The organism is Streptomyces sp. NPDC041784 (genome assembly GCF_055591025.1).
Map to the genome: position 1 here is coordinate 72,903 of NZ_JBVJAB010000023.1, position 15,504 is coordinate 88,406.

Consider the following 15,504-nt stretch of genomic DNA (forward strand, 5'->3'; position numbering starts at 1 on the left):
TCCGGTAACCGGGCGGTAAATCCCGCGACGCCGCGGCATGGCAGGGCGGCCGACGGGGGACTAACCCTCCCCCGTCCGCTCGCGAAAGGACCCTGACGTGCCCTCAGATCCCCTCCCCCTCACCCTGGCCAATCTGCTGGCCAGGCCGGGATTCTCCGGCCGCCGCAGCCCCGACCGCGCCTTCGACCGGCTGGTCGCCGACATCGGCCGGGCCGACGGGGACGAACGCTTCACCGACGAATTCCGGTTCCTGCTGCGCCACTGGGCGCGGGACGAGCACCTCACCCCGGTCGGCTGGTGGTCGGCGCAGGGCCACGTCCGCCGGCATCTGGCCAACCGCGCCCGGGTCCGCCGGCTGTTCGCCGAGCACCCGGAGATCGCCCGGGAGCGCATCGAGCGGCCGGTGTTCGTGGTGGGACTGCCGCGCACGGCCACCACCCTCACCCATGGCGTGCTGTCCCTCTCGGAGCAGCACCGATGTCCGCTCCTGTGGGAATTACTGACACCGGATCTGGAGGGGACGCCCGAGCGGCGGAAGAAGGCGGTCGGGGCGGCGCGGATGATGGTCGGCGCGATCAACCTGTTCGCCCCGCGCTACCGGGACATCCACCCGATGACCGCCGAGGGCCCCGACGAGTGCACCTTCGCCCTCCCCCACACGATCATGCCGCTGTCCCAGGCCCGTATCCCCGAGTACCGGGCGTGGCACGAGACACGGGACTTCGTCCCCGACTACGCGTACCTCAAGCAGATCTACCAGGTCCTCCAGTACGGCCGCCCGCGCCGCCGCTGGGTGCTGAAGTCGCCGCTGCACACCGAGAACCTCGACGCGCTGCTCTCCGTCTTCCCCGACGCCACGATCGTGTGGACGCACCGCGAACCGGCGGCCGTCGTGGCCTCGTTCTGCAGCCTCATCGAGCACGGCATGGCGATCACCCTGCGCCCCCTGGACCTGCACGGCCTCGGCGCCACCTGGCTGGAACTGCTGAGCCGTTCCGTCAACCGCGGTCTCGCCGCCCGCGCCGCGATCCCCCGCGAGGCGCTGATCGACGTCCCGTACTCCTGGCTCGGCTCCGACCCGGCCACGGGCGCCCCCAAGCTCTACGACGCGGTCGGGGCCCGCTGGACCGACGCCGACGCGGCCCGGCTGCCCGAGGTCGCCGCCCGTCCCAAGGGCACGCGCCCGCACCGCTACGACCTCGCCCGCTACGGCCTGACCCGCGCCGACGTCGACACGGCGTTCGCGGACTACGACGCGCTGCGCGCCGAGGTCGACCGAGCCTAGGAACCCCGGTCGGCCTCGGCGGCCGAGGTCAGCTGCTGCTGACGGTGAGGTTGTCGGTCACGAAGTCCAGCCCGCCGGAGGACGAGGTGACCTCGAAGCCGAACTGCACGTCACCGATGGTCTCGTTGCCGAACCAGCCCTTCGTGTCCTTGATCCACTTGAGGATCGGAAGGATGTTGACCGTGCCGGACGACGAGTCGGACGTGCGCAGGAACGAGAACACCTCGTTCGCGCCGTTGTTGCCCTTGTAGACGGTCCAGGTGTGGCCGCCGAGGGTGACATTGCCCTGGGAGGTGCCGAGGGGGCCGACGGCACCGTTGTAGTTGACCCAGAGCATGATCTCGTAGTCGTAGTCGGTGTCCCAGATGTCGTACGACGTGTTGTACGCGCCGGACGACGGGACCGTGACGTTGTAGCTGCTGGAGAGCGATCCGAGCGAGGTGATCGTCTTGTTGATCACCTTCTTGGAGTTCGGGTAGGACTTGATGCCGCCGGTGTTGGGGTGGTTGGCCCAGACGCCCCAGCTGGTGCCGGAGTTGGCCCAGATGCACTGGCTGCCGGCACCGGAGCCCCAGATGTTGTTGTAGAGGGTGTAGCCGCCCAGGCTGGTGTTGCCCCACTGGTCGCAGGAGTTCCAGACGGCGGCCGAGGCGGGGGCGGAGGCCAGGCCGACGGTGGCGCCGAGGGCGAGGGCGGGGGCGATCAGCGCCATGGTGATCCGGCGGCGGAGTGTGCGTGTTGCCATGGTGTCCCTTCCATGGGTGGGGGGAGGTGCGGGGGCTACCACGTCCCCAGGGTGAGGACGTGGTCTTCGCCGGCGACGAGGTCGAGCGGCCGCCCGTCGTCGGCGGAAGTCCACAGTTCGATGCGGTGGGTGCGGTGCGGCTTCAGGACGGCCCGTACGCCGTCGGGTCCCCAGGCGAGGTCCAGCTCGGCGCCGAACCGGGTGCGCACGCCCCGGAGTTCACCGGCGGGGAGCGCGGCGGGGAGCGCGGGGAGCAGGATCAGCCGGTCGGGGGTCGAGTGGACGAGCGCCTCGATCAGCACTGCGGGCAGGGTGTGGGCGGCGTCGGCGTTGTAGACGTCACGGTGGGGGTAGTGGGCGCTCATCAGGGAGGCGTGGAAGAAGTCGCCGTCCAGGACGGCGGCGAGGGCGTGGGCGACCCGGTCGCCGTCGCGCAGCCGGGCCGCGATCAGGGCGTGGTGGAGGTGGCCGTGCGCGGAGTCGTTCTCGGCGCCGCGCAGCGCCAGCGCCCGGTGGGCGGCGGCCGCCAGGCGCGGGGTGTCGTAGGGGGTGATCTCGTCCAGCGGCCAGACGCCGTAGAGATGGCTGAGGTGGCGGTGGTCGTAGCTGTCGTCGAGGCCGGGCCGGGCCCATTCGGCGAGGGCGCCGTCGGCGTTGACCCGGTGCGGCGGGAGGCGGTCGGCGAGGGCACGCCAGCGGTCGGCGTCCGGGCCCGGGTGGTGGTCGGCGGCGGTGCGCAGGGCGTGCCGGGCGGCGGAAAGGTCCATGGCCGCGTCGAGGGCGCCCCAACTCGCGTTGGCGGGACGGTTCTCGGGCGAGTAGGAGGGGACGACGACGAGATGTCCGTCGGCGTCGGTGCGGGTGAGGAAGTCCTCGTAGAACCGGGCGACCTCGGCGAGCGCGGCGGCGGTGCGCGGATCGCGCTCGCCGCGGGCCTCGTCGTGGTCGACGAGCGGCTTGAGCAGCCAGTCGGCGCCGGCGGTCCACAGGTGCAGCGGGTACTCGCGGCTGAAGTGGTACGACAGCCCGGACTCGCCGTCGGTGTGCGCGGGCGCGACCGCGCCGCGGGCGCCGAAGACCGCGCGGGCGTTCTCCCGCCAGTCGTCGAGCTGGCGGTGGATCAGGGCGGCGAGCGAGGCGGTGACCTCGGGGAGGGCGGCGGCCGTGGCGGAGGCCGTCTGGAGGTTGAGGTTCGCGTCGTTGGTGAACGCCCCGGACCAGGCGGTGTCCCAGTCGCCGGTCCACAGGCCTGTGAGCCGGGGCGGGTTGAGGCCGGCGGAGGAGAGCAGGTGGTAGCGGCCGGCGGCGAAGAGGCGTTCCAGGAGGGCCGCGCTGTGCGGGCGCTTCAGCAACTCCGAGCCCGACAGGGCGCGTTCGGCCGGGTCGGCGTGGAGGTCCAGGGTGACGCGGTCGTAGGCGGTGCGGTGCAGGGCGAGGTGGCGGTCGAGGAGGACGTCGTAGGAGTGCGGCAGGGCGGTGAGGGCGCGCTGTTCCCCTGTGACGTCCAGTTCGCCGGTGTGGCGGCGGACGCGGGTGAGGAGCAGCACGGACTCGGCGCCGGTGATCCGGACGCCGGGGAGGGCGAGGACGGTGGAGCCGCCGGTGACCACGACGAGGGTCACGCCCGTGTACGCGCGGTCGCTCCCGGGGTAGCGGGCGCGCAGGGTGAGCAGGGCGCCGTCCGGGGTGAGCAGCGCGCCGTGGCCGACGGCGAGGTCGGCGGGGGCGCCCGGGAGCCGGTGGTCCAGGGAGATGTCCAGGTCGGGGGCGGTGACCCGGTGGACAATCACGTCGTCGGCGCGGGAGACGAAGACCCGGCTGGTCCAGTCGGCGCAGCCGGCGGTGGTCTCGCCGGTGGTGAAGTCGACGGCGCGGCGGTAGGGGCGCGGCTCGGCCGGGGGCGTTCTGCGCAGCCGTATCTGGAAGGCCGGGTGGAAGGGCTGGACCCACTGGAGGGGGCGGTGGTCGGTGAAGCTCTCGGCGGCGGTCGGGTCGCCGCCGAGCAACCGGTCCTGGAGAGTGGGGAGTTCGGCGGCCAGCTCGGGCGGGCGGGCGTGTTCGCCGCCGTTGGGGCGGACCAGGGTGTGATGGGTGACGATCACCCGGTCGTCGTTCGGGTCACCGAACACGAGGGTGCCGTGGTGGCCGTTGCCGCCGAGGAAGGCGTCCTCCCAGCGGGCGGCGGGGTGGGGTTCCCAGGTGCCGTGCGTGAGGGTCATGGGCGCAGCACCACCACGCCGTAGCGGCCGAGGGTGAGGCGGTCGGTGATCTTGTCGCCGGTGAGCAGGTCGGTGTGGGTGCCGGGCACCTCGACGGTCACCGGCTGGCGCTCGTGGTTCAGCAGGAACAGCAGCTCGCCGCGCCGGACCGCCTCGACCCGCTCGGGCAGGCCGTCGAGGACGGGCCGGGCCCCCGCGTCGGCCGCGATCCGGGCCAGGAGGGCGCGCAGGGCGTCGGGCTCGGGAAGGGTGGAGACGTACCAGGCGCGGCCCCGGCGCAGGACGGCGGGCAGGCCGTCGAGTTCACCGCCCTGGTACGCGGCCTCGACCGTGGCCTCCTCGGCCTTCTCGATCTCCTCCGACCACAGGGTCCCGGAGAAGCCCTCGGCCCGGACGGTCTCCCCCGGCTCCAGCGGCCACCACTCGTGCAGGATGTCGATGCCGAACAGCTCGCGCAGCCGGGGGTCCATGGCGCCGGGGCGGACGCGGTCGTCCTCGTCGGCGACGCCGGTGAGGAAGCCGGAGACGAGGGTGCCGCCGGCGCGGACGTGGGCGAGGAGGTTGTCGATCGCCGCGTCCGTCATCGCGTACAGCTGCGGGACGACGACCAGCCGGTAGCCGGTGAGGTCGTGTTCGGGGTGGGCGAAGTCGGTGGTGAGGTGGGCCTCCCACAGGGCGCGGTGCCAGGCGTGCAGGACGGCCGGGTGGTCGACGTGCGTGGAGGGGCGGGCTTGCTGGGCGCCGGCCCACCAGGCGTGCCAGTCGTGCAGGATGGCGATGTCCGCGTGGATGCGGGTGTCCGCCACCTCGCCGCCGATCGCGGCGAGGTCCGCGCCGAGCCGCTTGACCTCCTGGAAGGTACGGCCCCGCTCCCCCGCGTGGCCGAGCATGCCGGAGTGGAACTTCTCGGCGCCCTGGCGGGACTGGCGCCACTGGAAGTAGCAGACGGCGTCCGCGCCGCGGGCCACTGCCTGCAGGGACCACAGGCGGTTGAGGCCGCGCGGCTTGGGGTGGTTCACCCCGCGCCAGTTGACCGGGCCGGCCGCGTGTTCCATCAGCATCCACGGACCCCGGGCCTGGGAGCGGGTCAGGTCCTGGACGAGGGCGCCGTGCTGGGGGCCGAGGGGGTCGCGCGGGTCGGGGTAGAGGTCGACGGAGACGACGTCCTCCTCCTCGGCCCAGCGCCAGCCGTCCACGCCGAAGAACAGCGGCATGAAGTTGGTGGTGACCGGGAGGTGCGGGGTGTGCCGGGCGACGATGTCCCGCTCGGCGGTGTAGCACTCCAGGAGCATGTCGGAGGTGAAGCGCGTGAAGTCCAGCACCTGGGTGGGGTTCTTCAGGTAGTGCGCGGTGCGCGGGGGCAGGATGCCGTCCCAGGTGTCGTAGCCCTGGCTCCAGAACGCCGTGCCCCAGGCGGTGTTGAGGGCGTCGAGGGTGCCGTACCTGGCGCGCAGCCAGCGGCGGAAGCGGACGGCCGCCTCGTCGCCGTGGTCGGCCGTGCAGTACTCGTTGTTGATGTGCCACATCGTCAGGGCGGGGTGAGCGGCGTAGCGGGCGGCCAGTGCCTCGGTGATCGCGGCGGCGTGGCCGCGATAGGCGGCGCTGGAGTGGGAGAAGTGCTGCCGGCCGCCCCACCATTCGGTCCGGCCGTCCTCGGTGCGGGGCAGGGTGTCGGGGTGGAGCCGTCCGAGCCAGGGCGGCGGGGAGGCGGTGGGGGTGGCGAGGACGACGCCGATGCCGTGGTCGTGCATGAGGTCCATGAGCCGGTCCAGCCAGCCGAACTCCCGTTCCCCCGGCCGGGGTTCGAGCCTCGCCCAGGAGAAGACGCCGAGGGTGACGGAATTGACTCCGGCGTCGCGCATCAGGCGGACGTCCTCGTGCCAGGTCTCCTCGGGCCACTGCTCGGGGTTGTAGTCGCCGCCGAAGAGGATGCGGCCACGGGTGGCGTCGGCGAGGCTCGGCATCAGACCGGCTCCCCGTACTGGATGCCCCGGCCGTTGGTGGCGAGGTAGACGCGGCCGTACACGCGTGGGTCGCCGACGACGACCTCGCCGGTCCAGCCCCACTGGTGGGCGTCGTCGTTGATCCGCACCCAGGTCTTCGCGCCGTCGTCGGAGCGGTGGACGGCGGTGCCGGCATCGATGGAGCCCACCTGGTAGATCGCCGGGTAGTCGGCGCCGTCGGCGGCCTTGCCGAAGCCGAGGGTGTAGGAGGCCCGGCAGCTGTCGACCTTGGCGAAGCCCGCACCCCCGTCGGTGGACCGGTACAGCCCGTTCCATTTGGCCGAGAGCCACAGGTCGCCGGACCGGCCCGGGGCCGCGACCAGCTTGAACTGGCTGTCGCCGGACGGCAGCCCGCTCGCACGGACCGTGAAGGAACGGCCACTGTCAGTGCTGGCGAGTACGTTTCCTGTGTCGGTGTCGTACGTGTAGAAGAGCGTCGGGTCGGCCGGGTCGGCGACCGGCGTGGCGCCCTTCGGGAAGGAGGAGATCTCGGACCAGGTCGTGCCGTTGTCCGTGGAGTGGTGGGCGGCGGACTTCGTGCCGTCCCAGTGCACGAAGGACCACAGCAGCACGCTGCCGTCGGCGTTGGTGGCGATCGGCCCCGGGGCGTCGTGGGCGACGGAGGGCTGGGCCGCGAAGGGCGCCCAGGTCTGCCCGCCGTCGTCCGACCAGGCGCCGTTGCCGTGGTCGCCCCACCCCGTCCGGACGACGTACGACGGCCTGGCAGCGGCCTGCGCGAGCCCCGTCGCCGACCCGAACACGGGGTTCGTGGCCATGCCGCGCGCCGGAGACGCGGTGAGCCGCTCGTGGTACATCACGCCGATGTCCCGCGAGCCGCTCAGCAGGTGTGCCCTCCCGACCGGGGGCGACACCAGCTGGACCACGGACGTCTCCTCCAGGCCGCGGATCCGCGGAGCCCAGTGCTTCAGGTCCCGGGTGCCGTAGAGGGTGGCGCCGGTGCCGTACACGATGTGCCGGGAGTCGTACGGGTCGACGGCCACGGCCTGGATCCACCAGCCGAACTTGGGCTGGTCCTCGCCCCACTTCAGGAAAGGAGTCTCGCAGACGTCGAGGACCGCGGCGTCCTTGAGCGACGTCCAGGTGCGGCCGCCGTCGGTCGTGCGGTACAGGGTGTCGACCGCCGCCCAGCGGTTGTTGGTGGAGACGACGAGGGTGCCGGGGCGGCGGGCGTCCACGGCGACGCCGCCGTAGCCGAAGGTGTCGCCGCCGCCGGGCGCGACCGGGGTCACGTCGGTCCACCGGCCGCTCACCGTGGCCAGCTTGTGCACACTGCCGTCGGACTGGCCGTTGGGGCCGGGCCCGTCGGCGTACGTCACGTACAACTCGCGGGTGTGGCGGTCGTGGGCGGCGCGGACCGGGACCTTCGCGGCGGTGCCGGTGGGCTGACCGGGTACGGCTTCCCAGGTCGTGCCGTCGGCGGTGCGGTAGAGGTTCGGGGTGCTGCCGTCCGAGTCGCCCCAGCCGGCGTAGACGGTACGGCCGGCCGCGACGAGGAGGGTGACGCCCTGGCCGGTGGCCCTGGGGGTGGCCGGGAAGGCGGGCGCGGGTGCCCAGGTGGCGCCCCGGTCGGTGGATCTGAGCAGTCCGTCGTGCCGGGTGCCCAGCCACAGGGTGTCGCTGTCCCGGGGATCGACGAGCAGCCGCTCGCCCGTGCCCCGGCCGTCCTCGTTGGCGCCGAGCTTCACGGTGAGGTCGGCCCGGGTCCAGGTGGCGCCGCGGTCCTCGGAGCGCAGGATCGCGCCGTTGCCGGCCCAGGACTGGGCGTAGGTGCCGAGGGCGAGATAGAGGCGGTCCGGGTGGGCCGGGTCGACGGCGAGGGCCTCCACGCCGAGGAGGTTCCAGTCGTCCCAGCCGAGGTGGTCGGTGAGGGGGGTCCAGCGGGCGGTTCTGTCGTCCCAGCGGTAGGCGCCGCCGATGTCCGTACGGGCGTAGGCGAGGCCTCGGACGGTGGGGTGGAAGAGGACGCCGGTGACGAAGCCGGTGCCGCCGATCACGGCGTTGCGCCAGCGGTAGGCGGGGGTGGCGGAGCCGGTGCCGGTGGCCGCGGCCGCCTGCCCGGCGGGGAGTGCCGTGAGCGCGGCGGCGGCTGCGGTGCCGGCGAGGACGGTGCGGCGGTTGACGGGCATGGGGTACCTCGCAGGGGGGTTGGAGAGGGGGACCTGGGTTTGCCGGGTGCCGGGTGCTGGGGGCGCCGGATGACCGCAACCCCTGGGGGCGCGGGGCTGTATCGCTATGCGGCTCCGCCGCGTGGGCGCGATCGGCCGCGACGGGCCCGCGGCCGCCGTACGACCCGTGCGACCGGGACGGTGGGCGCCGACTACCCCTTGACCGCCCCGGTCAGCATCCCCTTCTTGAAGTGCTTCTGGACGAACGGCGACAGGACGGCCACCGGCAGCAGAGCCATCACCATCACGGCCATCTGCACGGCCAGCCCGGACAGTTCGCCCGTCTTGATCGCCTGGCCGAGCCCGACCGGCGCCTCCTGCTTCTGGACCAGCTGGATCATGACGTTCTGCAGCGGCATCATGTCCTGGTCGTTCAGGTACAGCGACGCGTTGAACCAGGCACTCCAGTACCCGACGGCGTAGAACAGCGTGATGACGGCGAGCACCGCCCGGGACAGCGGCATCACGATCTGCCACAGGATCCGGAAGTCGCCCGCCCCGTCGATCCGGGCGCTGTCGATCAGTTCCTGCGAGATCCCCATGAAGAAGCCCCGCAGCACCAGGATGTTGAAGACACTCAGCGCGCTCGGCAGGATCAGCGCGAGATACGTGTCCGTGAGGCCGAGGGACTGCACCAGCAGGTACGTCGGGATCAGCCCCGCGCTGAAGAACATCGTCGCCAGCAGAAGCAGCAGCAGCCAGCGGTGCCCGAGCGACCCCGTGCGGGAGAGGCCGTAGGCGCACAGCACCGACACGGTCATCGAGAACACCGTGCCGACCAGCGTGATCAGCACGCTGATCACCGCCGCCCGGGTCACCTGCCCCCCGCTCAGCAGTTCCCGGTAGGCGACGAAGGTGATGTCCTTGGGGATCATCACCAGCCCGCCCGCCTCGTCGATGGTCCGGCGGGAGGACAGACTGGTGACGACGATGATCCACAGAGGGAACAGCACCCCGAGGCAGGCCAGCGTGAGGACCAGCCCCTTGCCCGCCAGGCCGGCCTTGCCGGGCTCCTCCTCCCAGGCCGGCCGGGGCGGAGCGGCCCACGGGCGGGACTTCTCGATCACGGCGCTCACTTCTTGTACACCCCCTGCTCGCCCATGAGATGGGCCACCTTGTTCGCGGCGAGGACCAGCCCGAGGCTGACCACGCCCTTGACCAGACCGGCGGCGGCCGCGTAGCCGAAGTCCTGGTTGCGGACGCCGTTCCACCAGACGAAGGTGTCCAGGACCTCCGCCGCGCCAGGTCCCACGGAGTCGCGTTGCAGCAGGATCTGTTCGAAGCCGACCGTCAGCGCGTCACCGACCCGCAGCACCAGCAGCAGCGCGATCACCGGCCGCAGCGCGGGCAGCGTCACGTGCCACATGCGGCGCCAGCGTCCGGCCCCGTCCATCGCGGCGGCCTCGTAGAGGTCCGTCGGGACGGAGGACAGCGCGGCGAGGAAGACGATGATCCCCCAGCCCGCGTCCTTCCACACGCTCTGCGCGGTGATCAGGTACTTGAAGGTCTCGGGGTCGGTCATGAAGTCGAGGCCGTCGTAGCCGCGCTGGCGCAGCAGCTGGGACAGGATGCCCGCGCCGCCGAACAGCTGCTGGAAGACCGCGATGACCAGCACCCACGAGAAGAAGTGCGGGAGGTAGAGGATCGCCTGCGAGATCGCCCGTACCCGTGGCCTGACCACGCTGTTGATGAGCAGCGCGAGCAGGATGGGGATCGGGAAGAACAGCACCAGCTGGAGGAAGAACAGCACCAGTGTGTTCGTGACCGCGTCCCAGAACGCCGAGTCCTCGAAGATGCGCTGGAAGTTCTCCAGGCCCACCCAGGGACTGTGCAGCATGGAGACGATGCCGTTGTCGCTGACGTACGGGTCGTAGTCCTGGAACGCGACGAGGTTACCCAGGATCGGCACGTAGTTGAAGAGCAGGACCAGCGCGACGGCCGGCAGGGTCATCAGCAGCAGGACGCGGTCGCGTCTGAACCTCAGGCGCAGACTCAGCTTCCCGGAGGGTCGTTTCTCCTGGGCGCCGGTGGTGCCGGTGCGGCCGGTGGCGCCGCCGGACGCCACCGGGGGCTTCTCCGGTTCTTCTGCCTCGGGCCCGCTCCGAGGCACCGTGCTGTGGGACACGGCCGTTCTCCTTGCCTCGGTGCCGGATCAGCTCGCCGCCGAGCCGTTGTCGTCGAGCAGCTTCTGGTACCAGTCGCGCAGCTTGTCGCCGCCCTTGCTCTTCCAGTCGGAGACGGCCTGCTGCATGTCGCCGATCTTCTTGCGGCCGCGGATGATGTCGTCCTCGAGCTGCTCGAAGTCGCTGTAGAGGTTCGCGTAGCGGGTGGGCTCGGTGATCTGCATGCCGTAGAAGGAGGACTTCTTGGTGGCGGCGCCGACCTTCTGCTGCCACTCGACCTGCCCCTTGGCGACGTCGGGGAAGTCGGGGTGGGCGAGGGTCGAGGCGGGGCTGGCGATCATCACATAGGCGTTCAGCACATCGGTGTTGCCCTGGTCGTTCTTGACCGGGACGCCGTCCTTGACGGTGTAGTGGGTGCCCTCGACGCCGTAGTTGGTCATCATGAATTCCTTGGTGCCGTACGGCGCCGCGGTGGTGTTGGCGACGGCCAGCACGTCACGGACGACCGACTCGGACGCCTTGCGGTTGACGAAGGCGAAGATGCCGGCCGGGTTCTTCGCCCAGTAGGTCGGGGTGCCCCCGTCGTGGGCGAAGAGGTCCATGCCCCAGACCTCGAAGTCCGGGTTCTGGGCGGCCTGTTCGGCGGTGCGGCTGTACCACTGCGAGATGTCGTTGTTGTAGATCAGGAACTCGCCGGCCGCGAACTTCGGTCCCGGGTCGGTGGCGCTGCTCTTGCCCAGCTTGGCGTCGGGGTGCACGAGTTCACCGGCGAACAGCTTGCGCGTCCACTCGATCGCCTCCAGGTACTCCTGGGTCTCGACGCGGTTGATCAGCTTGCCGTCGACGACGTTCCAGCCGAGGGCCTTCTCGTCGCCGGACAGGACGCCGAAGATGTTCCAGGCCGTCCACTTCATGTCGAGACAGGCCCACCGCTTGGCCTTGGCGTTGGTGATCTCCTTGGCCAGGGCGTAGAACGCGTCGGCGGTGGTGGGTACTTCGTACCCCTCCTTGTCGAATATGTCCTTGCGGTAGAGGGGGACGATGTTGGAGACGTACGCCGCCGGCATCGGCAGGCCGCGCAGCTTGCCGCCGAAGATGGAGCGCTGCCAGGCGTCCGTGGGGATCGCGGCGAGGTTCGGGTACTCCTTGACGGCGTCGCCGGAGAGGTAGGGGCCCAGGTCGGCGAACTTGCTGATGATCGCGCTGGGTATCCGGCCGTTCATGTTCCAGCCGGGGACGACGACCACGTCCGGTACGTCGCTGGAGGCGAGGACCGCGCCGAGCTTCTGCTCGTAGGTGTTGCCGTCCTGGTTCTGCCAGACGACGTCGACACCGATGGCGTCGTTCATCGCCTTGTAGTAGGCGTTGTCGGCCTTGGGCGGGGAGCCCCAGAACGGCGACATGACGGTGACCTTGCCGCCCTTGCCGAGCTTCTCGGGCACCGAGGTCTTCAGACCCGCCAGGTCGAGCTTGCCGGTGAAGCCGATCGAGGAGCCGTTCTTGGACGGGATGTCGGGCGTCACCACATTGCTGGCGACGTACGCCGGCAGGATCTTCTTGGCGTCCTTGCCCGAGGTGGTGCCGTCGCGCGAGCCGCTGTCCGAGCCGCCGCAGGCGGACAGCAGCGGCATCCCTCCCGCCACCGCTGCGGTGGCGACCGCCGTGGAGGCGAGGAAGCTTCTCCGGCTCGGGCCGGAAGGACCGGAGGAGCCGGAAGAGGCAGAGGCGGCGTTCGGCGTCATTGCGTCAACCCTTCATGGCGCACCAGGACACCCGGCGGTGGCCGTCGGCTGCGGTGTCTCGAGTGGAACTGGCTGAGCTGAAGCGGTCCTCCGACCAATGTCCGGATCGTTGCAGTCGGTCCTGGATCGTTACAGTCGAAGCGCTTCGATGTTGCTGCGAGGTTAAGTGAACACCCTGAGGCGCACAAGGGTCGCTTCCAAGATTCCTCCGAGGTATCCGGAGTGACCTGTTCGTATGCCCCGCTTGAAATAACGGTGAGCTTCTCTTGACACCCACCCGTGCGTCGAATGAGCATCGAAGCGCTTCGAAAGCGCCCTCCTCGCTCCACTGCCAAGGGATCCCACGTGACCGCACCCACGCCGCCCACGCCGCCGTATCGTGATCCGCAGCTGCCGTTCGCGAAGCGCATCGACGATCTGCTGGCGCGCCTCACCCTGGACGAGAAGGTCTCCTTCCTGCACCAGTTCGCCCCCGCCGTCGAACGGCTGGGCGTCGCGGCGTTCCGCACCGGCCAGGAGGCCCTGCACGGGGTGGCGTGGATGGGCCCGGCGACGGTGTTCCCGCAGGCCGTGGGGCTGGGCGCGACCTGGAACACCGAGCTGGTGCGCCGGGTCGGCGAGGCGGTGTCCAAGGAGGTCCGGGCGATGCGCGGCCGCGACGACCGGGTGGGCCTGAACGTCTGGTCGCCCACGGTCAACCTGCTGCGCCATCCGCTGTGGGGCCGTAACGAGGAGGGCTACTCCGAGGATCCGAAGCTCACCTCGGCCATCGCCACCGCGTACACGCACGGACTGCGCGGCGACCATCCGACGTACTGGCGCACGGCGCCGGTCCTCAAGCACTGGCTGGCCCACAACAACGAGACCGGCCGGGACGTCACCTCCTCCTCGGTGCGCCCGCGCGTGCTGCACGAGTACGACCTGCGCGCCTTCCGGGAGACCGTCGAGGCGGGCGCGGTGGCCGGGGTGATGCCGGCGTACAACCTGGTCAACGGCCGCCCCAACCACGTCTCCCCCTATCTGCGCGAGCAGCTGCGGGCCTGGACGGAGGAGGAGCTGCTGGTCTGCTCGGACGCGGGCGCGCCCTCCAACCTGGTCGACTCCGAGCACTACTTCGACACCCACGAGGAGGCGACGGCGGCCGCGCTGCGGGCGGGGGTGGACAGCTTCACCGACCACGGCACGGACGGCTCGAAGATCACCTCCCGGGTGCGGGGAGCGCTGGAGCGCGGTCTGCTGACGGAGGCCGAGGTCGACGAGGCGGTCCGCCGGCAGCTCTCGGTCCGCTTCCGGCTCGGCGAGTTCGATCCGCACCACGACCCGCACGCGGGCACCGGCGAGTTCGACACCCCGGCGCACCGCGCCCTCGCGCTGGAGGCCGCCGAGCAGGCGGTCGTCCTGCTGCGCAACGACGGGGTGCTGCCGCTGGCCGCCGGCACCCGGATCGCGGTGGTCGGCCTGCTCGCCGACGAGTGCAAGCTCGACTGGTACAGCGGCACGCTGATCCACCGCTCCACCCCGCTGGAGGGGCTGTACGAGCGGTTCGGCGCCGACCGGGTGGAGTTCGCGGAGGGCGTGGACCGGGTCCTGCTGAAGACCTCGGCGGGGACGTTCCTGCGGGTGCCCGACGCACCCGAGGCCGCCGACGGGACACGCGGTGCCGAGGGCGCCCTGGACCCGGCGCTGCTCGCGGGCCGTACCGACCTCCCGCCGCTGACCGCGGACCCCACCGGCACCGAACTCGCGCTCGTCGACTGGGGCGAGGACGTCCTCACCCTGCGCGCCCCCGACGGCCGGTATCTCTCGGTCGCCGAGGACGGGTTCCTGCGGGCCTCCGCGGACCAGCCCGGCGGCTGGGTCGTCCAGGAGACGTTCCGGCTCGAACCCCATGGAAACGGTCACCTCCTGACGCATCTGGGCACGGGTCGCCCTGTCTGTGTCGCCGCCGACCGCGTGCGGGTTGCCGAGGAGGGGGAGGAAAGTCCCGAGGTCTTCGAAGTCGTCGTCGTCGAACGCGGCGAGACCGCGGTGACCCGCGTCACGGCCGAGGCCGATGTGGTCGTGGTGGTGGCGGGCAACGACCCGCACATCAACGGCCGCGAGACCGAGGACCGGACGACCCTGTGTCTCCCGTCCCACCAGGAGCGCATCCTGACGGCGGCCCGCGCCGCGAACCCGCGCACGGTGCTGGCGCTGGTGTCGGCGTACCCGTACGCGATCGATCCGGGCGCGCTGTCCGCGGTGCTGTGGACCGCGCACGGCGGCCAGGCGGCGGGCACCGCCCTCGCCCGGGTGCTGGCCGGTGACGTCTCCCCCGCCGGTCGCCTCCCGCAGACCTGGTACGCCGACGACGCCGATCTGCCCGACCTGCTCGACTACGACGTGATCGGCGCCCGCCAGACCTATCTGTACTTCGAGGGCAGGCCGCTGTACCCGTTCGGGCACGGTCTGTCGTACGCGTCCTTCTCCTACGCCGAGCTGGCGGTACGGATCGGGGACGGCGTGGCCCGGGTCTCGTTCACGGTCACCAACACCGGGGACCGGACGGCCGACGAGGTCCCCCAGCTCTACACCCGCGCGGTGGACCCGTCGGTCACCCGGCCGCGCCGCGAGCTGCTCGACCACCGCAGGATCACGCTCGCCCCCGGCGCCACGGCGGAGGTGTCCTTCGAGGTCCCGCTGTCCGCGTTCGCGTTCTGGGACGTGGCCCGGGGCGGCCCGCGGGTGGAGCCGGGGCCGTACGACGTGCTGGTCGGCGGGTCGAGCGAGGACGTGCGGCTGCGCACGACCGTCGTCCTGGACGGCGAGCCCTCCGCCCCGCGCGCGGTCCGCCGGCACGGTCTCGCCGCGGCCGACTTCGACGAGCAGAGCGGCACGGAGATCGTCGACCGTACGAAGCCGGCGGGCGACGCGGTGACGCCGGTGGCCGCCGGTGCGGGCGAGCTGCTCTTCCGGGCCTGCGACTTCGGGGCGGACACCCGGGGCGCGACCCTGACGGTGGCCGGCTCGGGCTCGGTGGAGCTGTCGGTGGACGGCGGTCCGACGCTGGCCGCGCTGACGATCGGGACGCCCACGGCGGGGCCGTACGACTATCTCTCGGTCGAGGCGCCCTTCGCCGTCGACGGTGTGCGCGATCTGCACCTCAGACTGCGCGGCCCGCTGCGGCTCGCGCACGTCGGCTTCTCCGGTTGAGGGTCCGGA

At 71.6% G+C, this 15,504-nt stretch carries 9 protein-coding genes; 2 read left to right on the forward strand and 7 right to left on the reverse strand.

The features are described from left to right. The first annotated feature begins 97 nt into the window (after window positions 1–97). Window positions 98–1,285 (forward strand): sulfotransferase family protein, encoded by a 1,188-nt coding sequence (locus ACZ6D7_RS35435; RefSeq protein ID WP_469500019.1) that lies wholly within the window; start codon window positions 98–100, stop codon window positions 1,283–1,285. Window positions 1,286–1,313: 28 nt separating this feature from the next. On the opposite strand, the gene ACZ6D7_RS35440 is transcribed toward ACZ6D7_RS35435, so the two are convergent. The 7 genes from ACZ6D7_RS35440 to ACZ6D7_RS35470 form a co-directional block, all read right to left on the reverse strand. Further along, entirely contained in the window at window positions 1,314–2,030 is a 717-nt protein-coding gene (locus ACZ6D7_RS35440; protein WP_469500021.1) for a glycoside hydrolase family 12 protein, read from the reverse strand. 35 nt (window positions 2,031–2,065) lie between these two features. Continuing rightward, on the reverse strand, window positions 2,066–4,249 hold the full coding sequence (locus ACZ6D7_RS35445) for a glycosyl hydrolase family 95 catalytic domain-containing protein (RefSeq protein WP_469500023.1): 2,184 nt from the start codon (window positions 4,247–4,249) through the stop codon (window positions 2,066–2,068). Beyond that, the gene (locus ACZ6D7_RS35450; RefSeq protein ID WP_469500025.1) at window positions 4,246–6,213 is read right to left on the reverse strand and encodes a beta-galactosidase; all 1,968 of its coding nucleotides are present in this window, start codon (window positions 6,211–6,213) and stop codon (window positions 4,246–4,248) included. The genes ACZ6D7_RS35445 and ACZ6D7_RS35450 overlap by 4 nt, the downstream gene beginning before the upstream one ends. Continuing rightward, window positions 6,213–8,399: a sialidase family protein gene (locus ACZ6D7_RS35455; RefSeq protein ID WP_469500027.1), complete on the reverse strand. Its 2,187-nt coding sequence runs from the start codon at window positions 8,397–8,399 to the stop codon at window positions 6,213–6,215. The genes ACZ6D7_RS35450 and ACZ6D7_RS35455 overlap by 1 nt, the downstream gene beginning before the upstream one ends. Before the next feature lie 191 nt (window positions 8,400–8,590). Next, window positions 8,591–9,514: a carbohydrate ABC transporter permease gene (locus ACZ6D7_RS35460; RefSeq protein WP_469500028.1), complete on the reverse strand. Its 924-nt coding sequence runs from the start codon at window positions 9,512–9,514 to the stop codon at window positions 8,591–8,593. Beyond that, on the reverse strand, window positions 9,511–10,563 hold the full coding sequence (locus tag ACZ6D7_RS35465) for an ABC transporter permease (protein WP_469500029.1): 1,053 nt from the start codon (window positions 10,561–10,563) through the stop codon (window positions 9,511–9,513). Before ACZ6D7_RS35465 ends, ACZ6D7_RS35460 begins: the two co-directional genes overlap by 4 nt. Before the next feature lie 27 nt (window positions 10,564–10,590). Continuing rightward, window positions 10,591–12,303 carry an extracellular solute-binding protein gene (locus tag ACZ6D7_RS35470; protein ID WP_469500031.1) on the reverse strand — a complete coding sequence of 571 codons (1,713 nt, stop codon included), beginning with the start codon at window positions 12,301–12,303 and terminating at the stop codon, window positions 10,591–10,593. 345 nt (window positions 12,304–12,648) lie between these two features. Between ACZ6D7_RS35470 and ACZ6D7_RS35475 the strand changes: the two genes are divergently transcribed. Further along, window positions 12,649–15,495, forward strand: a complete 2,847-nt coding sequence (locus ACZ6D7_RS35475; protein WP_469500033.1) for a glycoside hydrolase family 3 C-terminal domain-containing protein — start codon at window positions 12,649–12,651, stop codon at window positions 15,493–15,495. Window positions 15,496–15,504: the final 9 nt, after the last annotated feature.

Coding starts and splice junctions, on each gene's coding strand:
- ACZ6D7_RS35440 (WP_469500021.1), bottom strand. CDS start 2,030: ATGGCAACACGCACACTCCGCCGCCGGATCACCATGGCGCTGATCGCC.
- ACZ6D7_RS35445 (WP_469500023.1), bottom strand. CDS start 4,249: ATGACCCTCACGCACGGCACCTGGGAACCCCACCCCGCCGCCCGCTGG.
- ACZ6D7_RS35450 (WP_469500025.1), bottom strand. CDS start 6,213: ATGCCGAGCCTCGCCGACGCCACCCGTGGCCGCATCCTCTTCGGCGGC.
- ACZ6D7_RS35455 (WP_469500027.1), bottom strand. CDS start 8,399: ATGCCCGTCAACCGCCGCACCGTCCTCGCCGGCACCGCAGCCGCCGCC.
- ACZ6D7_RS35470 (WP_469500031.1), bottom strand. CDS start 12,303: ATGACGCCGAACGCCGCCTCTGCCTCTTCCGGCTCCTCCGGTCCTTCC.